This window comes from Facivitalis istanbulensis, assembly GCF_040560405.1.
In the GTDB taxonomy this organism is placed as follows: domain Bacteria; phylum Pseudomonadota; class Alphaproteobacteria; order Sphingomonadales; family Sphingomonadaceae; genus Sphingomonas; species Sphingomonas istanbulensis.
Genome location: NZ_JAVSCQ010000002.1, coordinates 238,211 through 261,516 on the forward strand (window position 1 = coordinate 238,211; position 23,306 = coordinate 261,516).

A 23,306-nucleotide genomic window follows, 5' to 3' on the forward strand; every position below is an offset into this window, starting at 1 on the left:
CTTGCGGAAACGACGCAAACATTTTCTTTTGCCCTGCACCCTATGTATCAGCATGACCCATGACATCAGAACAACGTATCGCGAAACTGCTGGCCAGGGCCGGGGTCGCGTCCCGCCGTGAGATCGAGCGGATGATCGCCGAAGGGCGGATCGCGCTCAACGGCGTCGCTTTGGACACGCCCGCCACGCTGCTGACATCGCTCGACGGGGTGACCGTCGACGGCAAGCCGGTGGCCGCGCCCGAGCCCACACGGCTTTTCCTGTACCACAAGCCCAACGGCCTGCTCGTCACCGAGCGCGATCCCAAGGGACGCACGACCATCTATGACCGCCTGCCCGCCGATCTGCCCCGCGTGGTGCCGGTCGGACGGCTCGACCTCAATACCGAGGGGTTGCTGCTGCTGACCACCGATGGCGGGTTCAAGCGCCAGCTCGAACTGCCCGCAACCGGGGTGGAGCGCACCTATCGCGCTCGCGCCTATGGCGACGTGACCCAGGCCCAGTTGGAGGAACTGATCCACGGCGTCGAGATCGACGGCATCCGCTATGGTCAGATCGATGCCAATCTGGAGCGTCGCACCGGGGCCAATGTCTGGATCGAGATGTCGCTGCGCGAAGGCAAGAATCGCGAAGTGCGCCGGGTCCTGGAGTATCTGGGTCTCCAGGTCAGCCGCCTGATCCGCTTGCGATATGGGCCATTCGTGCTGGACGAACTTCCGGTCGGTGAGGTCGGCGAGGTGAAAGGCTCCGCGATCGTCGAATTCCGTCGCACTTTGGCGGGTGGCATTCCCGATGACGCGATACGCCCAACGCCCAAGCCGGGTTTTCGTACGCCGCCGTCGGGCGAACGGCCAGTGCGGGCATCGCGTGACGGCGCGCCGCGCCCGGGCCCCGACCGATCGGCAACGGGTCGCGGCGCGGAACGCGGCGCCCCTGACCGTACTGTACGACGTGAGGAACGTGGCGAACGTGGTGCCCGGCCCGCCCGATCGGAAGGCCGCCCCTTTGGCGATCGCCAGGATGGGCGCGGCCGTGGCCGCTTCGATGCCAAGCCCGTCAGCGACCGCGACACGCGCCCCGCTGGCCCCCGCGATACCGCAGCCGGCGCAGCGGACGGTGGCCGTGACCGCCCGCGTTTTGACGCGCGTGCTGAGCGTCCACGCGGCTCTGCCGGACCGGACCGCCGCAATGATCGAAGCGGGGATCGAAGCGGGGATCGGCCCGCCAGGCCATCGCGCCCGGCGAGGCCCGGAACACCGCGTTCGGATCGCTTCACGCCCAGCGAGCGCCCGACCAGGCCCGGTGGCGGTAAACCACGTCGTCCGGGAGGGCCACGCTGATGCGCGTCATTGCCGGTGAATGGCGCGGCCGTCCGCTCGTCGCGCCCAGGGGTGAGGTCACGCGGCCGACCGCCGACCGAACCCGCGAGGCGTTATTCTCCATGCTGACCGCGCGGCTCGGCGATTTCGATGGCCTGGCAGTCGGCGACTTTTTTGCGGGTTCCGGCGCGCTCGGGATCGAGGCGCTATCGCGCGGCGCGGCATCCTGCCTGTTCGTCGAGCAGGATCGCGCGGCTCTCGACGCCTTGCGCGCCAATCTGGAAAAGCTGGGCGCGATCGGGGATGTCCGCCCGACGTCGGTCATGGCTCTGGGCCCCGCGCGGCAGCCGCTGGACGTGATCCTGATGGACCCGCCCTATGATACCGGCGCGGGCAGCGTGGCGCTCGACAAGCTGGCGCGGCTGGGCTGGGTCGGACCCGGCACCTGGGTCAGCATCGAAACCGCCAAGCAGGAAGAGGTCGAGGTGGCCGGCTTCACGGTCGACACGTCCCGCGTGCATGGCAAGGCGCGGCTGACCCTGCTGCGTCAGGCCTGAGGCTGGCCACGCATCAAGGCAAGACCGGCGAGGCTGAGCAGGCCGGCGGCGACCAGATAGCCGCCGACCCAGTTCAGTCCGCCGCGTTCGGTCAGCGCCTGCGCCGCGATCGGCGCCAATGCGCCACCGATGATCCCGCCGAGGTTGAAGGTCATCGATACGCCGGTATAGCGCACGCCTGCGGGAAACAGCGCGGGCAGCCAGCCGCCCAGCGGTCCATAGGCGAAGCCCATGACGAAAAGCGCTATCGCCAGCCAGATGAAGACGATGGCCAGCGACCCCGATCCCAGCATCGGTCCCATGGCCAGCCCGACCAGCACGCATCCGGCAAAGCCCAATGCCAGCATCATCGACGCCCCGCGCCGATCGGCCATGACGCTCGACACGATGATCCCGGCGGCCAGGAACAGGATCGCGACAAGCTGAACGCCCAGAAACGCCTCGCGCGGATAGCCGAGGGTCGTGGTGCCATATCCCAACGCAAAGGCGGTCGCGAGATAGAAGATCGCAAAGCACGCGATCACGCCGCCCGTTCCCGCCAGCAACGGGCGCATATGGTGCTGCAGGAGCGTGGCGATCGGAACGCGCGGGAGGGCCGCGCTTTTCTTTGCCCGCGCAAAATCCGGCGTTTCGGTCAGGCGAAGACGGACCCAGAGTCCCAGCAACACCAGCACCGCGCTTGCCAGAAACGGCAATCGCCAGCCCCAGGCGCGGAACTGCGCATCGGTCAGCATCAACCCCAAGATCAGGAAAAAGCCATTGGCCAGAATGAACCCGACCGGCGCGCCGAGCGGCGGGAACATGCCCCAGCTATTCCTCCGCCCCGGTGGCGCATTCTCCACCGCGAGAAGCGCCGCCCCGCCCCACTCGCCACCCAGACCGAGCCCCTGCCCCAGTCTGGCGAGGCATAGCAGCAGCGGTGCGATCCAGCCTGCCTGCGCATAGGTCGGCAGGAAGGCGATCGCCACGGTCGATCCGCCCATCAGCATCAGGCTGACCACCAGGGTCGATTCGCGGCCCACCCGGTCACCGAAATGCCCGAAGGCGATCGCGCCGACCGGACGGGCCACGAAGGCCAGCCCGAAACTGGCATAGGAGAGCAGCAGCTGGGCCGCAGCGGATGAGGCCGGAAAGAAGACCGGCCCGAACACCAAAGCCGCCGCCGTGGCATAGATATAGAAATCGTAGAACTCGACGGCAGTACCGGTCAGGCTCGCGAGCAGGATATGACGATGCGAAGGGGGCGCGATGGCGTTCATCCGATCGTTCGTGCAGAAATCGAACCCCAACGTAAAGTCCCGTCAGACGACCGTGGACTCCTGCGCCGCTTGCAACAGGTCAGGCCTATCAGTTTCCGATCACATGCGTCAACTGAAGCAGCAGCCAATAGAGTGAGCCGGACAACAGCATCGCGATCGGCAGCGTCATGATCCAAGCCAACGCCATGTTGCGGATGGTACGGGTCTGGACCCCCGCTCCATTCGCGACCGAGGCACCGGCGACACCGGAGGACAGGATATGCGTCGTCGAAACCGGCATATGATACCGATCGGCAAGCAGGATCGTCGCGGCCGCCATCAGCTCGGCGGCGGCCCCCATGCCATAGGTCAGGTGCGTCTTGCCGATCCGCTCGCCCACCGTGACCACAATGCGCCGCCAGCCGACCATGGTGCCCAGACCCAGCGCGATCGCCACGGTCACCTTGACCCACAGCGGAATATACCGCGTACCCCGCTCCAGCGCAGTGGCATAAACCCCAAGCGATTCGATCTCTGCGGCGGTAAAGCGTTCCTTGGCCTTCTCGCTCTTGGTCACCATATGGGTGGTGTCGAGAACCAGGTACATGTCGTTGCGCAGGTTCGGTACGACCGTCGCGGGCACCTGGCTCAGGGTGCCGTAATTGGCGATCCGCTCGCCAATGTCGCGCGAGAGGACCGACAGGCCCTCATAGACCTCGGGCGTATCGATCGCCTTGGTCCGCACCCCGTGAACCACCACTTCGCGCGCCCGGTCGATCGGCAGCGCAAAGCCGGTACCGTGCGCGCGATAGGCGGCGGAGGCCACATCGGCACTCTGGACGAAGGCGGGCATCGCGCTGCGCGGCAGCGTACGGTTGAGCGCATACGCGGTCGGTGCGCAACCGATGAGGATCAGCATGATAAGGCCCATGCCCTTCTGACCGTCATTGCTGCCATGCGCAAAGCTGACCGCCGTGCAGGTGAAGATCAGGAGCGCCCGGATGCCGCGTGGCGGTGGCGCCTTGCCCTCCGGTTCGCGATACAGCCGCTTGTTCTTCAGGAAGCGCTTCATCACCAGCAACAGCAGCAGCGCGCCGACGAAGCCGAGCAACGGGCTGAACAGAAGCGCGGACAAGACCTTGCGTACCTGTTCCATATCGACGCCCGACGTGCCGGGGATGGGCGACAGGATCTGGTTGGCGAGCCCGACGCCCAGGATCGATCCGATCAGCGCATGGCTCGACGAATTGGGCAGGCCCACCGCCCAGGTCGCCAGATTCCACAGGACGGCCGCCAGCAGCAGGGCAAAGATCATGGCGAAACCGCCCGCCGACCCGACATTCAGCATCAGGTCGATCGGCAACAGGGTGATGATGGAATAGGCGACCGCGCCGCTCGAGACCATCACGCCCAGGAAATTGAACAGGCCGGACCAGACCACCGCAAGCGGCGCTGGCATGGAATGGGTGTAGATCACCGTCGCCACGGCATTGGCGGTGTCGTGAAAGCCGTTCACGAATTCGAACCCCAACGCGATCAACAAGGCGAGGCCGAGAAAGGCGAAAACGCCCATGGCCATCGGCTCACCCACGCGGGCGGTGTCGATCATGACGCTATAGCCAGCATAGCCAAGTCCGCCGACCAGCAGCAGGGCGAAAATCCACCGGCCTATGGGATGCAGCCCGGAATCGAGCCGTGGTCCGTGGACGGGGGCGTTGGGTGCCCCTTCGGCAAGCGCATACGGTGTCATGGTGGGTTTGCGTTGGGCCAAAGACGTGACATTTTGATGACGTGGGCAGGGTCCCCGCTAACGCTTTTTTAAACACATGGGCCAAACGCCGGTTAAAATGGGCGCGGCGATCGTCGGTTCATGAGACGACATGCGCGGCTATCTCTATCCTCACGTCACGCGATGGTTGCTCCGGCGCACAACGTTCTCTAACTGTTCACGATGACTCTCCCCCCGCCCGATGCGCCCGTCAACCTGGCCGATTACCCCTATCTCCGCACGCTCAACGACGCCCAGCGCGAGGCGGTGCTGACCACCGACGGCCCGGTGCTGGTGCTCGCGGGCGCCGGGACGGGCAAGACGGCGGCGCTGACCGCGCGGCTCGCGCACCTTCTCTATACGCGCAAGGCCTGGCCGTCGGAGATCCTGTCCGTCACCTTTACGAACAAGGCGGCGCGGGAGATGCGCGAGCGCGTCGGTCGGCTGGTCGGCGACGCGGTCGAGGGGATGCCGTGGCTCGGCACCTTCCACGCGATCGGCGCGAAGATGCTGCGACGTCATGCCGAGCTGGTGGGACTGCAATCGAATTTCAGCATCCTCGACACCGACGACCAGCTTCGCCTGCTCAAACAATTGATCGTCACAGCGGATATCGACGAGAAGCGCTTTCCCGCGCGGGCGCTGGGCGGCCTGATCGACGAGTGGAAAAACAAGGGGCTGGTCCCCGCCGATATCGATGCAGGCGAGTCGGAACGCTATGCCAACGGGCGCGGCGGCGAATTGTATCAGCTCTATCAGGACCGGCTGCGCAGCGTGAACGCCTGTGATTTCGGCGATCTGCTGCTCCATGTGCTGACCATCCTGAAAACGAACCGCGAGGTGCTGGAGCAGTATCAACAGCGCTTCCGCTACATCATGGTCGACGAGTATCAGGATACCAACAGCGTCCAGTATCTCTGGCTGCGACTGCTGGCGCAGGCGCGCAAGAACATCGCCTGTGTCGGCGACGACGATCAGTCCATCTATTCCTGGCGTGGCGCGCAGGTGGAAAATATCCTGCGCTTCGAGCGCGATTTCCCCGGAGCCAAGGTCATCCGGCTCGAACAGAATTATCGTTCGACTCCCCATATCCTGGGCGCGGCGTCGGGCGTCATCGCGCATAATGGCGGGCGTCTGGGCAAGACGCTGTGGACCGAACTCGATGTCGGCGAAAAGGTGCAGGTGCTGGGCGTATGGGACGGCCCAGAGGAAGCCCGTCGGGTCGGTGAGGAGATCGAGGCGGCGCGCCGCGCGGGGCGATCCTATGACGACATCGCGATCCTGGTCCGCGCGCAGCACCAGACCCGGGAATTCGAAGACCGCTTCATCGCGATCGGCCTGCCCTATCGCATCGTCGGTGGTTTCCGCTTCTACGAACGCGCCGAGATCCGCGATGCCCTCGCCTATCTGCGTGTCGTCAATCAGCCATCGGACGATCTGGCATTCGAGCGGATCGTCAACGTTCCCAAGCGTGGCCTGGGCGACAAGGCCCTGGCCAAGATCCACCAGTTGGCGCGGGCGGAGGGGCTGCCGCTGACCCTGGCGGCGGCGCGCATCCTCGACACTGACGAATTGACGCCGCAGGCGCGCCGGAGCCTCGGCAATCTGATCGGCGATATCGCGCGCTGGCGCGACATGGCGCGTGACCTGCCCCATGCCGAACTGGCACGGCAGATGCTCGACGAGAGCGGCTATACCGCCATGTATCAGAACGAGAAATCCGCCGAATCCGCCGGCCGCCTGGAAAACCTGTCCGAGCTCGTGCGCGCCATGGAGGATTATGAATCGCTGGGCGCCTTTCTGGAGCATGTGTCGCTCGTGATGGACCGCGACGGCGATCGCCGCGAACCCGAGGTGACGATCATGACCATCCATGCCGCCAAGGGGCTGGAGTTCGATACGGTCTTCCTCGCCGGATGGGAGGAAGGGCTTTTTCCCTCTCAACGGGCGATCGATGAGGGCGGCACGCGCAGCCTGGAGGAGGAGCGTCGCCTCGCCTATGTCGCGATCACCCGCGCCCGGCGGAAGGCCGTGATCCTGCACGCGGCCAATCGCCGCATCTACGGCCAATGGACGTCGAGCCTGCCCAGCCGCTTCGTCGGCGAATTGCCCGCCGAACATATCGAGAGCGAGAGCAGCATGACTGGCGGCGAAAGCCTGTGGCGCGCCAACTGGTCGGAACATGCCGATCCTTTCGCCAATGTTGGACGCGGCACCGGACGTGGGCCGGGCTGGCAAAGGGCCGCCTCGACGCAGGCGGGGCAGATTGCCCGCCCCGCTCGCGTCGTCGAATCGCGTGCGCCCTCGGTCGGGCTGGGGCAGAAGGGGCGGGACGATCTCAGCGTCGGTGGCCGCGTCTTCCACCAGAAATTCGGCTATGGCGCGATCGCGGCGATCGAGGGCAACAAGCTGGAAATCGATTTCGAGCAGGCCGGACGCAAGCGGGTGATGGACAGCTTCGTGACGAAGATCGAGGACTGATCGCATTCCCTCGGTCGTTCAGGAACCATATCGATGCGCATCCGTATCGTTCCCATCGCCCGACTGTCCGGGCCTGGAGGAAGATTCGATGGGTTTCCGTCGCCTAGCCACCGCCGCGATCGCGATGGCCGTCATCACCACCGCTGTTCCCGCCGTAGCCCAGTCGAGCGCCGACATATCGCGCTTCCGTGCCGCACAGGCGCGGTTCGATCGCGAATACCAGCTTTATCGCCAGGAGGCCGATCTCTTCCTGTCGCGCCAGGGTGCGGACTATCCTGCGGGCTATCGGCCTGACGGTTATCGTCCGGCACCGGGTGATGGTCCAGGCGGCTATCGGGTTGCCCCGGCGATACCGGCGAACGGCTATAACGCGAACAACGAACCTTATTATGATCCGGTCGGCGACTATCGCGACGGCCCGCAATATCGCGAGCGGATCTTGCAGGGGCATGACCGCGTCTATGCGGGCACCGACGGCCGCTATTATTGCCGCCGCCCGGACGGCACGACGGGTCTCATCATCGGCGGCGCGGCCGGTGGCGTCCTGGGCAATCTGGTCGGTGGACGCAGCAGCACCATCGCGACGTTGCTGGGTGCGGCGGGCGGCGCGCTGGCCGGACGCTCGATCGAGCAGAATCAGGTCCGCTGCCGCTAAGCTGGAAGGAGGGACGTGGCCCCGGCGCGTTGGCCGAGGGCCATGTCACCTGTCACGAGCCGCCAGACAAGTCTGTCAGGCGTCGTCCACCATCATGAGCGTCACGCCCTGATAGCGTTCGGCACCCCGTTCCAGCAATTCGCTGATCGTGAAACGGCGCGGTGTCAGCCGCAAGGCGCCCAGCCCCGCCAGCTTGAACGTGCCCAGCTTTTCCTCGCGCGGAGGTTTGCCGTCCCGTTCCACCGTCGTGGCATCGACATAGAGTTCGTCGTGCCGGGTGTAGATCACATGGGGCGCCAGCACGACGTCGCCGCGATTATAGGTCGCGGACACGGCGCGCATCTTGACGATGGCTTCAAAGATGATGGCGGGAGCGCCCGCCGCCGGCTCGACCGGACGGCGCTCGGTCGTCGTCATATCGTTCATGGCCTCGCTTTGCCGTCCCCGCCGCAGCGCAGCAAGAACATTATTACGTTTTGTAACAACAAAATGAGGTGGGCGGCAGGGGGCTACCGCCCACCGGGTTTCAACGTACCGGGCTATCCATCAGTTTCTGCGCGAAATACACCATTTGCTGGGCATTGAGACGCGCGCCCTGCGCGATATCGGCATCCCCCGAATGACCACCCGCCATATCCTCGTAGAACAGATAGGGTATGCCATATTCGCCCAGTCGCGCGGCGAATTTCCGGGCATGTTGCGGACCGACCCGATCGTCCTTGGTCGTCGTCCAGATATAGGGCTCGGGATAGGCCACGCCCTTGCGGATATTGGCATAAGGCGAAATCCTGCGGAGGAAGGCGGCCTCCTCGGGCACGTCCACCGAACCATATTCGTCCTTCCACGAATCGCCGGCCGCAATCCTCTGGTAACGGACCATGTCGAGCAACGGCACCTGGATCGTCACGGCCTTCCACAATTCGGGATGCTGGGTCAGTTCGACGCCCATCAGCAGCCCGCCGTTGGAACCGCCATAGATCCCCAGTTTCTGCGGACTGGTGATCCTGCGGGTGAACAGATCCTTCGCGACAGAGGCGAAATCGTCATAGATGACCTGCCGCTTGGTCTTGCGGCCCGCGTCGTGCCATCTGGGCCCGAACTCCCCGCCACCGCGGATGTTGGCGAGGACATAGGCCCCGCCCCGTTCGATCCAGATCTTGCCGGTCGCGCCCAGATAGCTGGGCAGGCGCGCGATCTCGAAGCCGCCATAAGCGGTCATCAGCGTCGGCGTCGTGCCGTCGAGCTTCGCGCCCTTGGGCAGGACCACGAAATAGGGGATGCTGGTCCCATCGGTCGAGGTCGCTTCATATTGATGGACCACCGTGCCGCTCGCATCAAAGCGCGCGGGCAGCGTCTTGAGCAACTGTGGGGCGGGAGCGGACGCCGCGTCGAAACGCGACAGCACGGTCGGGGTCGTGAAACCCGCCGTCGACATATAAACGATGTTCGACCGGTTGCTGGTGCTGACCACATCGACCGCCATATTGTCGGGCACCGTCACCGCCGCGGCGGTCCAGCCCTGTACCGAGGGCGCGAAGACGCTCAACCGGCCGCGTACATTGTCGATAAAGGTGACCGCGACGCGATCCCTGGTGGTGGTGACGCCCTCCACCGCCTGCCGGTCGGTCGGGGTGAAGAGCGGACGCGGGGCAATATGGCCGGCCTCCAGTTCCGCCAGCGGTGCCCATACCACCGAGCCGGCGGGATGCTCACCCCAGGGATCGCTGGTCTGGAAGATCACCCGGCCCTCGACCATGCCCGAGGGGAAGGCGCGTGGCGGCATCGCGACCGGCTTCGCGCCGCCCGTCGGCGTCCAGAACAGCTTGTCGCCGCCAAAGAAGGTGCGACGCCGCTCGATCATCACCGCCCGGTTGCCCTGCGCGTCGGTCAGCACGCTGGCATAGGTGCCGAGTTCGTCGGTCGGCGCGCCCCGGAAGATTTCCGTTGCCTGGGCCAGCGGAACGCCGCGCTTCACCATCTTCACGACGAAGGGATAGCTCGACTTGGTCAGCGTACCCTCGCCCCAGTCACGGCTGACCAGCAATGTGTCCTTGTCGAGCCAGATAGCCGCCTGTTTCGAGGTGGACAGGCGGAAGCCATCGGCGACGAAGGCTCCGGCCTCCATGTCGAATTCGCGATACTCGATCGCATCCTCGCCGCCTTCCGACAGCGCGACCAGGCACAGCCGCTCCTCCGGGTTGAGGCAGGTCACGCCTTTCCAGACCCATTTCTTGCCCTCAGCCTTGCTGAGCGCGTCAAGGTCGATCAACGTCGTCCATCTGGGGGTGGCGGAGGCGTAATCGGTCTCGCTTGTCCAGCGCCACAGGCCTTGCGGATGATCGGCGTCGCGCCAGAAATTGACGATACGGCCATAGAGCTGGCCGGGCATCGGAATCCGATCCTTGGCCGAGGCGATGGCAAGCGCCTCCTGATAGAAGCCCTGATAGCGCGGGTCGTTCTGCAACCGGGGCAGCGTCTTGGCATTTTCCGCCGCGACCCAGGCCAACGCCTTGGCGCCGTCCTTGTCCTCCAGCCAGATATAGGGATCATTCTCGGTCATCGGCGTCATGTGCGCGATCGCCGTCCCCGCCACAACCTGTGTCGCCAGCATCGACCCCGCCAGCATCCAGCGCCAACCCCGCATTCCATGCTCCCTGAAGCGTTACGTGGGGCGGAATGTGACGATATTACGCGCGGCTGGCAATCGGCTGCGTCAACGCTCCGCCGACCATCGTCACGGCCAATTACGAAGAGGGCGGCCCCTATCCGGAGCCGCCCATCCTATTTCAGGGGAACGATCACTTCGTCGGGGTGCGCGACATTGAGTTCCTTGCGCACCATTTCGTCGACCATGTCCGGATTGGCATGATCGGGATCGAGCAGCGAAACGCGATTTTTCAGCACGGTCCGATGCTTGTCCAACTCGGCATAGTCATGCTCGCGCTTCACCAATTGCCGCTGATACTCGCCATAAGCGAGCAGGCCGTTGCGCCCCAGCACCGCATAGGCGCCGAAAAACGCGACGATGGTCAGGCCAAGGGCGGGCAAGGCGGCCCGCCGCATGGTCCGCATGAAGGGCGACGGTTTCTTGGTCACGGTTGCCATTCTCACCCCGTCGCCCCCGAAATTCAAGCGCGGATCAGCACGTCGCGGCCCGCATAACGCGCCGCGTCGCCCAGTTCCTCCTCGATGCGGATCAACTGGTTGTACTTGGCGAGCCGGTCGGAGCGCGCGAGGCTGCCCGTCTTGATCTGACCGCAATTGGTGGCGACCGCCAGATCGGCGATGGTCGCGTCCTCGGTTTCGCCCGAACGGTGCGACATGACGGCGGTGTAGCGCGAACGCTGCGCCAGCGACACAGCCTCCAGCGTCTCGGTCAGCGTGCCGATCTGGTTGACCTTCACCAGCAGCGAATTGGCATAGCCGCCGTCGATGCCCTGCTTCAGGCGCTTGGGATTGGTGACGAACAGATCGTCGCCGACAAGCTGCACCTTGTCACCGATCAGATCGGTCAGCGCCTTCCAGCCTTCCCAGTCGTCCTCGGCCATGCCGTCCTCAATCGACAGGATCGGATAGTTGCGGGTCAGGTTGGCCAGATACTCGGCCATCTCATGGCTCGACAGGACCTTACCCTCGCCCGAGATAATATACTTGCCGTCCTTGAAGAACTCGGTCGCGGCGCAGTCGAGCGCGATCATCACATCGTCGCCCGGCTTGTATCCGGCTTTCTCGACCGAGGCCATGATGAAGTCGAGCGCTTCGGTGGTCGACGCAATGTTTGGGGCAAAGCCGCCCTCGTCGCCCACGCCGGTCGCAAGCCCCTTGTCGTGTAGCGCCTTCTTCAGCGTGTGAAAGATTTCCGAGCCGCAGCGTACGGCTTCCATGATGTTCGCCGCACCGACCGGCATGATCATGAATTCCTGGAAATCGATCGGATTGTCGGCATGCTCGCCGCCGTTGATGATGTTCATCATCGGCACCGGCAGGAGATGGGCCGAGACGCCGCCGATATATTTGTACAGCGGCAGGCCGCGCGCTTCGGCCGCCGCCTTCGCCGCCGCGAGGCTGACGCCCAGGATCGCGTTCGCGCCCAGACGGCCCTTGTTCTCGGTGCCGTCCAGCTCAATCATGATATGGTCAAGATCGGCCTGATCCTCCGCGTCGAGGCCAATCACCGCATCGGCGATCTCGTCATTGACCGCTTCGACCGCGGCTTCGACGCCCTTGCCCATCCAGCGGCTCTTGTCGCCGTCGCGCTTCTCGACCGCTTCATGCGCGCCGGTCGACGCGCCGGAAGGAACGGCGGCCCGGCCAAAGCTGCCGTCTTCGAGCAGCACGTCGACCTCGACCGTGGGGTTGCCCCGGCTGTCCAGGATCTGGCGCCCGTGGATGTCGATGATTGCGGTCACGTAACGATGCTCCTACATCAGCCTAGAGATCTCGGCGCGGCTCTATCGTGTGACCAGGCGAAGGGCAATTGCGGGAAAAGCATGGAACGTGCTTCCGCCACCGGGGTTAAGAGGCGAATGGCCCGGTCAAACGGGCCGACAAGGAAAGGGATTTCCCATGGCCGACACCGACAGCAATTCTTCGTCGACACAGAATGGCGCTCCCAATTTCGTGGGCAATGCGGGCGTCGCACCCGAAGTCGGGACGGGGGTGCCCCCTATCGACAACGCCGACGAGCAGGAGAGCAAGTCCAAGGCCGGACTGACCGACGCCAAGCAGTCGGTGAAGGAAGGCGCCGGAAAATTGCAGCAACAGGCGGTGGACAAGGTCTATGCGCTGGCCGGCGATGGCAAGGCCAAAGCCGGTTCGGCGCTGGATCAGGTCGCGCAACTGCTCAACGATGCGGCCGGACAGGTCGATGAGAAGCTCGGCGATCAATATGGTCAATATGCGCGCTCGGCGGCCGACGCCGTCACCTCGCTGTCGGGCGCGATCAAGGACAAGAATGTCGACGAGTTGATCGACGATGCCCGCGCGTTCGTGGCCAAGAGCCCGGCGGTGGCGATCGGTATCGCGGCGGCGCTCGGCTTCGTCCTCGCGCGTGTCGTCACGGCCGCGGTCGGGACCGAGGCATCGGACGACGCGAAAGCGTGACGCCCATGCCCCCCTCCCCGACGACGGGCACACCGGATGCCGAGAGCCTGACGTCGCTCGTCTCGCAACTGGTCGATGACGGCCGCTCCCTCGTCACCGCCGAAATCGATCTGGCCAAGGCGCGTGCCGCGGACAAGATCGGCCATTACAAGAACGCGGCGATCTTCTTCGTCGGGGCGGGTGTGCTGGCGCTGGCGGCGCTGATCGCGTTTCTGGTCGGTCTCATCATCACCCTGACGCCGGCAGTCGGCCCGTTCGGCGCGACCGCGATCGTCGTGATCGTCGTGCTTGCCGTAGCCGGTATCCTGGCCGCTGTTGGCAAGTCGTATCTGTCGGGAGCGAGCGCATGACCGTGGACGAAGCCGAACTGCGCGCTGCCGAGGCGCGTGAACGGCTGAACCGGACCGTCGGCCGCCTCCAGGCCCGGCTGGAGCCGCAAGCCATTGCCAGCCAGGCCAGGGAGGCGGGACTTTCCGCCGCAAGATCCGGGGTCCAGATTGCGCGCAGCAATCCCGCGGCCGTGGCTGGCGGCATCGCCGCGATCGGCCTGTTTCTCAATCGTCGGCGGATCGCCCGCCTCTTCACCCGCAAACGCTGATCTGGTCCGCCGGTGCTCCCGCATCGGCGACATGATCCAGAAGGATGACCATCATGACCAACGACACCCATAGCGATCAGCACAACGGCAACGTCCGCGAAGCCTTTGACAGCACCCGCGAGGCGGCGAGCCATGTCTATCAGGATGCCAAGGACAAGGCGGTGGAGGCCGCGCACAAGACCGCGCGCACCATCGAGTCAAACCCGCTCGGTATTCTGGTCGGCGGTCTTGCCGTTGGGGTGATCGCGGGCGCGCTGCTGCCCCGCTCGCTGCGGGAAAAGGAATTGCTGGCGCCGCTCGGCAAGAAGCTCGGCGAGACGATCCGGCAGGCGACCCAGGCCGCCCGCGAAACCGGGCTTCGCGAACTGGAGCAGGCGGGCCTGACCAAGGATGCAGCCAAGGACCGCGCCCGCTCGCTGTTCGACAATGTGGTCAAGGTCGCGAGCAATGCCGGGTCGGCCGCAGCCAAGGCCGCGACGGGCAAGACCGCCGAATAGAGCCGTCCTTCCTCGGTTGCACCGCCATTGGCGCGTGGTCCCAATTCTTCGGGACCACGCGCCCTTTTATTTGGCGGGATGTCGGCTTGCCGATGGGTTGTGTCTTTTATACGATCAACACACCTCGCACCAAATGGGATGCTCGCTTGCGCCTTTTGCCCTTTGTCGCCCTGATTGCCTCTGTTGGCCTGCCCGCGCTTGCCGCCAGCGCCGCGCCCCGGGCCCTGCAACCCACGCCGCCTCAAGCCGGCGAGAGCCAGGAGGATGGGCGGCTCAAGCAGTTGTTCCATGACAGCGATGAAGCCAGCCTCATCCGTAATCCGATCAACGGTCTGTTTCGCGGCGACATGCGCCATGCGGATCGACTGGGCGACTTCTACTCCGACGCCTATATCGCGGCCGAACGTGAGGCGGCGAAAAGCGATCTCGATCGACTGGCTCAGATTGATCGCGCCAAACTGACCCCCACCAACCAGATCGCCTATGACGTCTTCCGCAACCAGAACGAAATGGCGTTGAAAGGCTATGATCCCACCATCGTCGCGCTGACCATCGTGCGGCCGATGGATCATTTCTATGGTATTCAGACCTTCTATCCGGAATTCGCCTCCGGCAAGGGCGCCGCACCGTTCAATACGGTGGTCGATTACGACAATAATCTGAAGCGCAACGTGGAATATGCGCGCCTGCTGGATGAAGCGATCGTCCGCTTTCGCCAAGGCATGGCAAGCGGCGTGGTCCAGCCCAAGCTGGTCGTGCGCAACATGATCGCCCAGTTCGACAATCTGCTGAACGGGTCGGTCGAGGATTCGCCCTTCTATGACCCCGTCCGGCAATTTCCCGCCGCTGTCCCAGCGACCGATCAGGCCCGGTTGAAGCGCGCCTACGCGACGCAGATCCGGGATGTCATCGTGCCGGCCGAGCAGCGGATGCGTCGTTTTCTGGCCGAGACCTATTTGCCAGCGGCGCGCGACAGTGTCGGTCTGTCCGGCATGCCCGGCGGCGACAGGCTCTATGCCTATCTGATCGAACAGAATACGACCCTGCAGCTCAAGGCTGAGGACGTGCACCGGCTTGGCCTGTCAGAGGTCGCGCGCATCCTCAAGGCGATGGACGTTCAGAAGCAGGCGGTCGGTTTCAAGGGCAGCCTGTCCCAATTCTTCACCTTCCTGCGCACCGATCCCCGGTTCCAGCCCAAAAGCGCGCGGCAACTGCGCGAAGGCTATGAAGCGATCGGACGGCGGATCGATGCGCGCGTGCGCGAGCAATTCTCGCTGATTCCCAAAACGCCGCTCGAAATCCGCCCCGTCCCCGCATTCAAGGAAAAGACCGATGCGGGCGGTTCCTATCAGGGCGGCACGCCCGATGGCTCGCGCCCCGGTGTCTTCTACTACAATACCTATGACCTTCCCTCGCGCTATATGTGGGAAATGGAGACGCTGTATCTCCATGAGGCTGTGCCCGGGCATCATTTCCAGATCAGCCTGGCCCAGGAGAATACCGCCCTCCCCGCCTTTATGCGCTTCGGCGGCAATACCGCCTATGCCGAAGGCTGGGCGCTCTATGCCGAGACGCTGTGGCCCGAACTGGGCATGGAGACCGACCCCTACCAGCGCATGGGTGGGTTGAACGACGAGATGCTGCGCGCGATGCGGTTGGTGGTCGACACCGGCATCCACGCCAAGGGATGGAGCCGCGACAAGGCGATCGACTATATGCTCGCCAACTCGCCGATGGCGCGGACCGATGCGACGGCCGAGGTGGAACGCTATATCGCCATTCCGGGGCAGGCGCTCGCCTACAAGATCGGGCAGATCACGATCAGCCGGATGAAGGCGAAGGCCAAAGCCGAACTGGGCGCGAAATTCGACCCCCGCCAGTTCCATGCCGTGGTGCTCGATACCGGCGCGCTGCCCATGCCGGTGCTGGAGAAGAAGATCGAGGAGTGGATCGCGGCGGAAAAGCGGGTAGCCTGATGCCGGGGATGACTTGGCAAATCATCCCCTTATCCCTCAGGGAACGTGACGTTTTTCAAGCTTTCGGGCCAAGGTGCGGCGATGCATTCCCAGCCGCCGCGCCGTCTCTGAAATATTGAAGTTGGTCTCGGCGAGCGTTTCGTTGATCCGCTCCCATTCGAGAGTCTTGATCGAACTGGGGCGGTCGGTGATCGCGGTGGTCGTATCGCCGCTCGCCTTGTGAAAGGCCGCCTCGATATCGTCCGTGTTGGACGGCTTGGCGAGATAATGGCACGCGCCGAGCTTGATCGCCTCGACCGCCGTTGCGATACTGGCAAAGCCGGTCAGCACGACGATCAGCATTTCCGGGTCGTGCGCGTGCAGTGTCTGCACACAGGCGAGTCCCGATGCCTGCCCCAGCTTGAGGTCGACCACGGCATAGCGCGGCGTCCCCTGCTTCAATAGCTCGATCAACGTCTCGGGGCTGTTCGCCACCGATACCCGATAGTCACGGCGCTCGAACGAGCGTTGCAGCGTGCGCGCGAATGTTTCGTCATCCTCCACGAGGATCAGCGAGCGCTCAGTATCTGTCATGGCGTACGGTCCGAAATGCCGATCATGTTCAAAGGGAGGGTCAGGGTTACCAATGCGCCGCCCTCCGGTCGGTTCAAAGCCTCGACCCGGCCACCGAGCTTGCGAATAACGCTCGAAACCAGGAAGAGGCCGACGCCGTGCCCCTCGCCCTTGGTCGATCGTTGGGGACGGCCGACCTGCGCCAGCGTCTCCGGCGTAAAGCCGGGTCCGCGATCAGCGACGCAGACCGTGACCGCGCCCCCGGCCCGCGCGACGTTCAACCCCACCCAATGGGGCGACGCCTCCGCGGCATTGTCGAGGACATTCCACACCGCCTGCTTGATCGCGGGGTCGGAGACGATGGGCGCGTCATCATCTGTCGGGTGATAGTCCAGTGGCACCTGCGCATGGCTGATCCGCCACTCGGTGACGATGGCATCGATGAACGGGCCGACCTGGGATTGCTCCGCCGCCTCGCCCCGCGGTTCGCCCGCCGATTGCAGGATGCGGGTGACGATCGCCTTGCAGCGTTGCACCTCGGCCTGCATCTCGGCGATCTCCCCCATGAGTTCGGGATCGTCACGTAGCTTGGGCATACGGCGCCAATCGCTCAGGATCACCGACAGGCTGGCGAGTGGCGTGCCCAACTCATGCGCTGCACCGGAGGCGAGGAGGCCCATGCGAACGATATGTTCTTCCTCCGACGCCTGTTCCCGAAAATCGGCAATGCGCGCCGCGTTCTCGCGCAGATTGTGGCTGATCCGCGTCACGAACAGGATCAGCAAGCCTGCCACCAGCGCAAAGCCCAGCCAGTTGCCCAATGTGTGCAACCCGGCAATGTCACCGAACAGCCAAACCGGAAAGACCAACGGGCGGTGGTGCAACGACAAGAGGCCAAAGCAGAGGCCCGTGATCGCCGCCAGCGCACAAGCCGACCATGTCTCGAGCAGCACCGCGCCCAGGACCACCTGGATCAAATAGAGGGATATGAAGGGATTGGTCGCACCGCCCGACAGGAAGAGCTGAAGCGTCAGCATCCCGACGTCGAACATCAACGAAAACAGGAGTTCGGTGTTCGTAATATGATGAAAACGGAGCCGCAACTGGCTGAGCAGGTTGATCGCGACTCCCATCGCCAACACGCCGAGCATGGCCCCGACGGGCAGTTGCACCCCCATCACCCTGTTGACGAACAGGATCGTCACCAACTGACCCACCACCGCCAACCACCGGAGATGGATGAGCTGCCGCATATTGGCGCTGCCGGCGGTCGCATCCGGCTCACGCGGGCGGACGGTAAAAGGCAGGAAGGGCGCCGCGTCCGGGCTCATTCGCGCCCGCGTCGCCACAGGATCACGATGCCGACGATCGTGAGCAGGGCCATCGCGAACCAGGTCAACGCATAGGACAGGTGGCTGTTGCGGAAGGCGACGACGGTCAGCCCGCCCACGGGATATCCACCGGGATTGGGTGTGGCATCGGCATCGATGAAATAGGGTGCGACCGGACCCAACCGCTTGGCGCGCGCGATCGCGTCCACATCACGCGAATACCAGCGATCCTGTGCCGGATCGTTGGACCGAAGGAATGCCCCGGCCGGTTCGGTGACACGGACCAGTCCGGTGACGCGAACCGCGCCATCAGGACGATCATGTACCGCCCGACGCTCGGCCGGGACGAAACCGCGATTGACCAGAAGCGTAAATTGCGGGCCGACCAGCGGCGTGAGGACCCAGAAGCCAGGCCCTCTTTCCGTCACCGCCTGGACGAAGGTCTCCCGGTCGTTGCGGAAGCGCCCGGTCGCGGTCACCCGCCGATAGGCGTCGTCCGGACCCGCCCTGGCGGGAGCCGCGACCGGAGCGGCATGAAGCCGCGCCTCGACCGTCGCGATCAAATCCAGCTTCCACACCCGGCGATGCAATTGCCACATCCCGAGCGAAAGGAAGCCCGCGACCAGACAAAGGCCGATCGCGGTCAGAACCGCCAGCGTCACCGGCGAGCGGCCTCGCCGCCCGCCTGCTTCGCCGGCGGGTACCATTACATGCTGCCGCCCATTTGGGCGGCCATGCTTGGCATCATGTTGGTGTTCATATGGTACATGACCCAGATCGACCCGCTCAGGGTAATGACCACCAGAACGGCGGTGAAGATCAATGCCATCATAGTCCAGCCCCCTTCCGCCTTGGTGTTCATGTGCAGGAAGAAGACCATGTGGACCACGATCTGCACAAAGGCAAAGGCCATGATGACCAGCGCGGTCGTCTGCGTGTCACCCAGCGATCCCGTCATCACCGCCCAGAAGGGAATTGCGGTGAGGATGACGGACAGGATGAACCCGATCATGTAGCCCTTGAGCGAGTCATGACCATGGGTGTCGCCATGCCCGTGCAGATCGGCATCGTGATTGGCGTGGTCGCCGTGACCGTGGGAGTTATGCGCGCTCACCGGAGAACTCCGAGCAGATAGACAAAGGTGAAGACACCGATCCAGACGACGTCCAGGAAGTGCCAGAACATCGACAGGCACATCAGACGACGCTTGTTGTCGGCGATCAGACCGCGCTGGCCGACCTGAACCATCAGCGTCACCAGCCAGATGCAGCCGAACGTCACGTGCAGACCGTGCGTCCCGACCAGCGTGAAGAAGGAGGACAGGAACGCCGAACTCTGCGGGGTCGCCCCCTCATGGATAAGCTTGGAGAATTCGTAGAGCTCGATCGACAGGAAGGCGAGACCGAACAGACCGGTGATCGCCAGCCACATCTGGACCTGCGTCTTCTTGTTCTTCTCCATCGCGATCATGGCGAAACCATAGGTGATCGACGACAGGAGCAGCATCGAGGTGTTCAGCGCAACCAGCGGAAGCTCGAAAATCTCGCGCGGGGTCGGCCCACCCGCATAGCTGGTGCCCAGCACGCCATAGGTGGCGAACAGGATCGCGAAGATGAGGCAGTCGCTCATCAGGTAGATCCAGAACCCGATGGCGGTCGAGCCACCGGATTCGTGGTGATGGTCCTCATCCTCAACCAGATAATAGGTCAGCTTCTCGGCCGGATCGGCGTTCAGAACATCGGTCGACATGGATCAGGCTCCCTGACCGAGCAGGCGCCGCCGCTCGTTTTCCGTGGCCACGATCTCATCGACGGGGATGTAATAATCGCGGTCATAATTGAACGTGTGCCAGATGGCGACGACGATGACGCCGATCAGGCCAAAGGCAGCGAGCCACCACATGTACCAGATCATGCCGAAGCCGAACGCGGTCGACAGGGCGGCGATGATGACGCCGGTGCCGGTATTCCGAGGCATGTGGATCGGACGATAGCCCTCGGTCGGCGCCTCCGCGTGCTTGTCCTTCATGTCATACCACGCGTCGAGCTCATGCACGACGGGCGTGAAGGCGAAGTTATACTGGGGCGGCGGTGACGACGTCGCCCATTCCAGCGTACGACCGTTCCAGGGGTCTCCCGTGATGTCGCGCAACTCTTCCTTCTTCCAGATCGACACGCCGATCTGAACCAGGAAGGCCCCGATGCCGCCTGCGATCATCAACGCACCGAGCAGCGCGACGACGAAGTAGATTTGTAGCGACGGGTCATCGAAGTGGTGGAGACGACGGGTCACGCCCATCAGGCCCATGATGTAGAGCGGTGTGAAGGCGACCCAGAAACCGATGACCCACAGCCAGAACGACACCTTGCCCCAGAACTGGTTGAGCTTGAACCCGAAGGCCTTGGGCCACCAATAGTTGATCGCGGCGAAGGCGCCGAACAGCACGCCACCGATGATGACGTTATGGAAGTGCGCAATCAGAAAGAGCGAGTTGTGAAGGACAAAGTCGGCCGGGGGAACGGCGAGAAGAACACCGGTCATGCCACCGATGGTGAAGGTCAGCATGAACGCGATGGTCCACATCATCGGCAGTTCGAACCGGATGCGCCCCTTATACATGGTGAACAGCCAGTTGAAGATCTTCGCGCCCGTCGGGATCGAGATCACCATGGTGGTGATGCCGAAGAACGAGTTGACGCTGGCGCCCGAACCCATGGTGAAGAAGTGGTGGAGCCAGACGAGGTACGACAGGATCGTGATGACGATCGAGGCGTAGACCATCGACGTATAGCCGAACAGGCGCTTGCCCGAGAAGGTCGAGGTGACTTCCGAAAAAACGCCGAACAGCGGCAGGATCAGAATGTAGACTTCCGGGTGACCCCAGATCCAGATCAGGTTCACGTACAACATGGGGTTGCCGCCCAGATCGTTCGTGAAGAAGTTGGTGCCGACATAACGGTCGAGCGACAGCAGGACGAGCGTGGCGGTCAGGACGGGGAAGCTGGCGACGATCAGGACGTTCGCGCACAGCGAGGTCCAGCAGAAGACCGGCAGCTTCATCATGGTCATGCCCGGTGCCCGCATCTTGATGATGGTGGCGATCAGGTTGATACCCGACAGGGTCGTGCCGACGCCGGCCACCTGCAAGGCCCAGATATAATAGTCGACACCCACATCCGGACTGAAATCCAGTTCCGACAAAGGCGGGAAGGCCAGCCAGCCCGTCCGGGCGAATTCGCCGATGAAGAGCGAGGCCATGACCAGCACCACGCCGCCCGTGGTCATCCAGAAGCTCAGATTGTTGAGATACGGGAAGGACACGTCTCGTGCGCCGATCTGGAGCGGGATGATATAATTCATCAGACCCGTGATGATCGGCATCGCCACGAAGAAGATCATGATGACGCCGTGCGCGGTGAACACCTGGTCATAATGGTGCGAATTCAGGAACCCCTGATTGTCGCCAAAGGCCATCGCCTGCTGACCGCGCATCATGAGAGCATCGGCAAAGCCGCGCAGCAGCATCACGATGCCCAGCACCATGTACATGATGCCGATACGCTTGTGATCGACGCTGGTGAACCACTCCTTCCAGAGATAGCCCCACAGCTTGAACTTGGTGATGAGCGCCAGCACCGCGAGGCCGCCGACCGCGACACCCAGGAAGGTGCCGACGATGATCGGCTCGTGGTAGGGCAGCGATTCGAGCGAAAGTCGCCCGAAGATCGTTTTTAACAATGTCTGGTCCATGATGGCGTGCCTCAACCGCGACCCGCGCCGGCATGGCCGGGAGTCTGCGGAATGGAAAGGAAGGACATACGGCGGTTTTTCATATCACCAGGCTGCTGCGCGCCGTCCGACGGCAACGGTGCCTGGCTGCCGTGCGGCGAGGTCTGGATTTCTTCGGGCGACTTTTCGAGCGCACCCTTGGTCCGCTCCCCGTGCATCGGGCCGGTGTTGTTGACCGGCGGATTGCCCTCGCCGACCTTCATCGTGTGGGGATCGCCACCACCGGCCATCCGGTCATGCATCATCACGTCCGACATGCACGGCGTATTCTCGGCGACGCAGCGATTGACGACACGCTCGAACAGGCCACCCTGCACGCCGTTGAAGTACATCGCCGGCACATTCTCGCTCGGCTTTTCCAGCGTGAGGAACGAAGCACGGGTCAACGGCCCCTTGCCTTTCCCTTCGCCGGCCTGCGCCGCATGAACCTTCTCGACCCACTGGTCGAAGCCATTGGCGGTGAGCGAATAGACCGGGAAGTTCATGCCGGAGAAACCCGCGCCGCTATAATGCGACGAAAAGCCCCGGAACGTGCCCTCGCGGTTCAGCACCGCGTGCAGCTTCGTCTCCATGCCGGGCATCGTGTAGATCATGCCGGCCATGGTGGGCACGTAGAAGGCGTTCATCACCGACGTGCCGGTCAGGCGGAACTCGACCGGGCGATCGACCGGCAGGGCCAGTTCATTGATCGTGGCGATGCCCTGCTCGGGATAGATGAACAGCCACTTCCAGTCCATCGCCACGACCTGGATTTCAAGCGGCTTGGTTCCGGGGGCCACCGGCTTGCCCGGCGCCGTCCGTTCGATCGGACGATAGGGGTCCAGCAGATGCGTGCTGGTCCACGTCACCGCGCCGAGGCAGATGATGATGAGCAGCGGTGCCGACCAGATCACCAGCTCGAGCATCGTCGAGTGATCGAAGTCCGGATCATATTCGGCGTCCGTGTTGCTTTTGCGATAGCGCCACGCGAACAGCACCGTCAGCGCCATCACCGGAACGATGATGAGCAACATCAGGGCTGTCGCGATCAGTACCAGATCGCGTTGCTGCACGGCGACATCGCCGACAGGGTTGAGCACGACCGCGTCGCATCCTCCCAGCATGGCCAGGAGGGGCAAGGCGGCCCAGCGAAGAGGGCGCAGGCGCGCAAGGCTCGTCGAGTGAGACATATGCCATGGCCGCTACGCCTTTGCTGCACGTGCGCACATTGGACAGTTTGTCCAATCCCCGGCCGCGTTCGAAACGGGCATAGACAGGGCTGAATGGAAGGTTTTGCGCGGCGTTTGGCGCCCGCGCGCGACCTGTCCCGTGTTACCCCACATTCTCCAAGTAAGTCGCTGATTTCGCTGTCGTAATCGTGATATTTCGCATATAAATCATGGCGTTGACGGCTGCGAGGGGCGCGTTTCATGGATCACCTGGAGGGTGCGGGCTTGGCGCGG

22 protein-coding genes are annotated in these 23,306 nt (G+C 63.8%); 9 read left to right on the forward strand and 13 right to left on the reverse strand.

The genetic code is table 11. The annotated features are described in order from the left end of the window. The first annotated feature begins 59 nt into the window (after positions 1-59). Positions 60-1,340: a pseudouridine synthase gene (locus RN629_RS02570; protein ID WP_407033694.1), complete on the forward strand. Its 1,281-nt coding sequence runs from the start codon at positions 60-62 to the stop codon at positions 1,338-1,340. Then, positions 1,340-1,876 carry a 16S rRNA (guanine(966)-N(2))-methyltransferase RsmD gene (gene rsmD / locus RN629_RS02575; protein ID WP_407033695.1) on the forward strand — a complete coding sequence of 179 codons (537 nt, stop codon included), beginning with the start codon at positions 1,340-1,342 and terminating at the stop codon, positions 1,874-1,876. Before RN629_RS02570 ends, rsmD begins: the two co-directional genes overlap by 1 nt. Here the strand turns inward: rsmD and RN629_RS02580 are convergent. Then, positions 1,867-3,135 (reverse strand): MFS transporter, encoded by a 1,269-nt coding sequence (locus RN629_RS02580; RefSeq protein WP_407033696.1) that lies wholly within the window; start codon positions 3,133-3,135, stop codon positions 1,867-1,869. The genes rsmD and RN629_RS02580 overlap by 10 nt on opposite strands. Before the next feature lie 88 nt (positions 3,136-3,223). Next, the gene (locus RN629_RS02585; RefSeq protein ID WP_407033697.1) at positions 3,224-4,864 is read right to left on the reverse strand and encodes an inorganic phosphate transporter; all 1,641 of its coding nucleotides are present in this window, start codon (positions 4,862-4,864) and stop codon (positions 3,224-3,226) included. Positions 4,865-5,065: 201 nt separating this feature from the next. Here RN629_RS02585 and RN629_RS02590 point away from each other — a divergent pair, with 201 nt between their 5' ends. Both RN629_RS02590 and RN629_RS02595 read left to right on the forward strand, forming a co-directional pair. Continuing rightward, positions 5,066-7,363: an ATP-dependent helicase gene (locus tag RN629_RS02590; protein ID WP_407033698.1), complete on the forward strand. Its 2,298-nt coding sequence runs from the start codon at positions 5,066-5,068 to the stop codon at positions 7,361-7,363. A gap of 88 nt (positions 7,364-7,451) precedes the next feature. Next, complete coding sequence (locus RN629_RS02595) at positions 7,452-8,018, forward strand: glycine zipper 2TM domain-containing protein (protein ID WP_407033699.1); 567 nt, start codon at positions 7,452-7,454, stop codon at positions 8,016-8,018. A 75-nt stretch (positions 8,019-8,093) separates the two neighbouring features. Here RN629_RS02595 and RN629_RS02600 read toward each other — a convergent pair whose 3' ends face one another. The 4 genes from RN629_RS02600 to eno form a co-directional block, all read right to left on the reverse strand. Next, positions 8,094-8,444 (reverse strand): hypothetical protein, encoded by a 351-nt coding sequence (locus RN629_RS02600; RefSeq protein ID WP_407033700.1) that lies wholly within the window; start codon positions 8,442-8,444, stop codon positions 8,094-8,096. 100 nt (positions 8,445-8,544) lie between these two features. After that, positions 8,545-10,662 carry a prolyl oligopeptidase family serine peptidase gene (locus RN629_RS02605; protein ID WP_407033701.1) on the reverse strand — a complete coding sequence of 706 codons (2,118 nt, stop codon included), beginning with the start codon at positions 10,660-10,662 and terminating at the stop codon, positions 8,545-8,547. Positions 10,663-10,799: 137 nt separating this feature from the next. Continuing rightward, entirely contained in the window at positions 10,800-11,114 is a 315-nt protein-coding gene (locus tag RN629_RS02610; RefSeq protein WP_407033702.1) for an FtsB family cell division protein, read from the reverse strand. A gap of 32 nt (positions 11,115-11,146) precedes the next feature. Further along, the gene (gene eno, locus RN629_RS02615) at positions 11,147-12,427 is read right to left on the reverse strand and encodes a phosphopyruvate hydratase (protein WP_407033703.1); all 1,281 of its coding nucleotides are present in this window, start codon (positions 12,425-12,427) and stop codon (positions 11,147-11,149) included. A gap of 157 nt (positions 12,428-12,584) precedes the next feature. On the opposite strand from eno, the gene RN629_RS02620 reads away from it, so the two are divergent. The 5 genes from RN629_RS02620 (at position 12,585) to RN629_RS02640 (ending at position 16,192) form a co-directional block, all read left to right on the forward strand. Next, positions 12,585-13,121 carry a hypothetical protein gene (locus tag RN629_RS02620; RefSeq protein WP_407033704.1) on the forward strand — a complete coding sequence of 179 codons (537 nt, stop codon included), beginning with the start codon at positions 12,585-12,587 and terminating at the stop codon, positions 13,119-13,121. Positions 13,122-13,126: 5 nt separating this feature from the next. Beyond that, positions 13,127-13,471 carry a phage holin family protein gene (locus RN629_RS02625; protein WP_407033705.1) on the forward strand — a complete coding sequence of 115 codons (345 nt, stop codon included), beginning with the start codon at positions 13,127-13,129 and terminating at the stop codon, positions 13,469-13,471. Next, positions 13,468-13,719 carry a hypothetical protein gene (locus tag RN629_RS02630; RefSeq protein WP_407033706.1) on the forward strand — a complete coding sequence of 84 codons (252 nt, stop codon included), beginning with the start codon at positions 13,468-13,470 and terminating at the stop codon, positions 13,717-13,719. Before RN629_RS02625 ends, RN629_RS02630 begins: the two co-directional genes overlap by 4 nt. A 53-nt stretch (positions 13,720-13,772) precedes the next feature. Continuing rightward, positions 13,773-14,216: a hypothetical protein gene (locus tag RN629_RS02635; RefSeq protein ID WP_407033707.1), complete on the forward strand. Its 444-nt coding sequence runs from the start codon at positions 13,773-13,775 to the stop codon at positions 14,214-14,216. A 146-nt stretch (positions 14,217-14,362) separates the two neighbouring features. Further along, positions 14,363-16,192 (forward strand): DUF885 domain-containing protein, encoded by a 1,830-nt coding sequence (locus RN629_RS02640; protein ID WP_407033708.1) that lies wholly within the window; start codon positions 14,363-14,365, stop codon positions 16,190-16,192. 36 nt (positions 16,193-16,228) lie between these two features. Here RN629_RS02640 and RN629_RS02645 read toward each other — a convergent pair whose 3' ends face one another. Genes RN629_RS02645 through cyoA form a run of 7 tightly spaced genes read right to left on the reverse strand, consistent with a single transcriptional unit; the run spans position 16,229 to position 23,033 of the window. After that, positions 16,229-16,765 carry a response regulator transcription factor gene (locus tag RN629_RS02645; protein ID WP_407033709.1) on the reverse strand — a complete coding sequence of 179 codons (537 nt, stop codon included), beginning with the start codon at positions 16,763-16,765 and terminating at the stop codon, positions 16,229-16,231. Next, positions 16,762-18,075, reverse strand: coding sequence for an ATP-binding protein (locus RN629_RS02650; protein ID WP_407033710.1), 1,314 nt, complete (start codon positions 18,073-18,075; stop codon positions 16,762-16,764). Before RN629_RS02650 ends, RN629_RS02645 begins: the two co-directional genes overlap by 4 nt. Further along, the gene (locus tag RN629_RS02655) at positions 18,072-18,782 is read right to left on the reverse strand and encodes an SURF1 family protein (RefSeq protein ID WP_407033711.1); all 711 of its coding nucleotides are present in this window, start codon (positions 18,780-18,782) and stop codon (positions 18,072-18,074) included. Before RN629_RS02655 ends, RN629_RS02650 begins: the two co-directional genes overlap by 4 nt. Next, positions 18,782-19,189, reverse strand: coding sequence for a cytochrome o ubiquinol oxidase subunit IV (gene cyoD / locus RN629_RS02660; RefSeq protein WP_407033712.1), 408 nt, complete (start codon positions 19,187-19,189; stop codon positions 18,782-18,784). Before cyoD ends, RN629_RS02655 begins: the two co-directional genes overlap by 1 nt. Then, positions 19,186-19,824, reverse strand: coding sequence for a cytochrome o ubiquinol oxidase subunit III (gene cyoC / locus RN629_RS02665; protein ID WP_407033713.1), 639 nt, complete (start codon positions 19,822-19,824; stop codon positions 19,186-19,188). Before cyoC ends, cyoD begins: the two co-directional genes overlap by 4 nt. A gap of 3 nt (positions 19,825-19,827) precedes the next feature. Then, positions 19,828-21,825, reverse strand: a complete 1,998-nt coding sequence (gene cyoB / locus RN629_RS02670) for a cytochrome o ubiquinol oxidase subunit I (RefSeq protein ID WP_407033714.1) — start codon at positions 21,823-21,825, stop codon at positions 19,828-19,830. Between the two features lie 11 nt (positions 21,826-21,836). Further along, positions 21,837-23,033, reverse strand: a complete 1,197-nt coding sequence (cyoA, locus tag RN629_RS02675) for a ubiquinol oxidase subunit II (RefSeq protein WP_407033715.1) — start codon at positions 23,031-23,033, stop codon at positions 21,837-21,839. Between the last annotated feature and the right edge of the window lie 273 nt (positions 23,034-23,306).

Bases quoted from the DNA above. Each gene is read 5' to 3' on its own strand.
- RN629_RS02650 (WP_407033710.1), bottom strand. From the start codon at position 18,075: ATGAGCCCGGACGCGGCGCCCTTCCTGCCTTTTACCGTCCGCCCGCGT.
- RN629_RS02630 (WP_407033706.1), top strand. From the start codon at position 13,468: ATGACCGTGGACGAAGCCGAACTGCGCGCTGCCGAGGCGCGTGAACGG.
- RN629_RS02620 (WP_407033704.1), top strand. From the start codon at position 12,585: ATGGCCGACACCGACAGCAATTCTTCGTCGACACAGAATGGCGCTCCC.
- RN629_RS02600 (WP_407033700.1), bottom strand. From the start codon at position 8,444: ATGAACGATATGACGACGACCGAGCGCCGTCCGGTCGAGCCGGCGGCG.
- cyoB (WP_407033714.1), bottom strand. From the start codon at position 21,825: ATGGACCAGACATTGTTAAAAACGATCTTCGGGCGACTTTCGCTCGAA.
- RN629_RS02645 (WP_407033709.1), bottom strand. From the start codon at position 16,765: ATGACAGATACTGAGCGCTCGCTGATCCTCGTGGAGGATGACGAAACA.
- RN629_RS02635 (WP_407033707.1), top strand. From the start codon at position 13,773: ATGACCAACGACACCCATAGCGATCAGCACAACGGCAACGTCCGCGAA.
- cyoA (WP_407033715.1), bottom strand. From the start codon at position 23,033: ATGTCTCACTCGACGAGCCTTGCGCGCCTGCGCCCTCTTCGCTGGGCC.
- RN629_RS02605 (WP_407033701.1), bottom strand. From the start codon at position 10,662: ATGCGGGGTTGGCGCTGGATGCTGGCGGGGTCGATGCTGGCGACACAG.
- RN629_RS02570 (WP_407033694.1), top strand. From the start codon at position 60: ATGACATCAGAACAACGTATCGCGAAACTGCTGGCCAGGGCCGGGGTC.
- RN629_RS02590 (WP_407033698.1), top strand. From the start codon at position 5,066: ATGACTCTCCCCCCGCCCGATGCGCCCGTCAACCTGGCCGATTACCCC.
- RN629_RS02655 (WP_407033711.1), bottom strand. From the start codon at position 18,782: ATGGTACCCGCCGGCGAAGCAGGCGGGCGGCGAGGCCGCTCGCCGGTG.
- cyoC (WP_407033713.1), bottom strand. From the start codon at position 19,824: ATGTCGACCGATGTTCTGAACGCCGATCCGGCCGAGAAGCTGACCTAT.
- RN629_RS02585 (WP_407033697.1), bottom strand. From the start codon at position 4,864: ATGACACCGTATGCGCTTGCCGAAGGGGCACCCAACGCCCCCGTCCAC.
- RN629_RS02625 (WP_407033705.1), top strand. From the start codon at position 13,127: ATGCCCCCCTCCCCGACGACGGGCACACCGGATGCCGAGAGCCTGACG.
- rsmD (WP_407033695.1), top strand. From the start codon at position 1,340: ATGCGCGTCATTGCCGGTGAATGGCGCGGCCGTCCGCTCGTCGCGCCC.
- RN629_RS02580 (WP_407033696.1), bottom strand. From the start codon at position 3,135: ATGAACGCCATCGCGCCCCCTTCGCATCGTCATATCCTGCTCGCGAGC.
- RN629_RS02595 (WP_407033699.1), top strand. From the start codon at position 7,452: ATGGGTTTCCGTCGCCTAGCCACCGCCGCGATCGCGATGGCCGTCATC.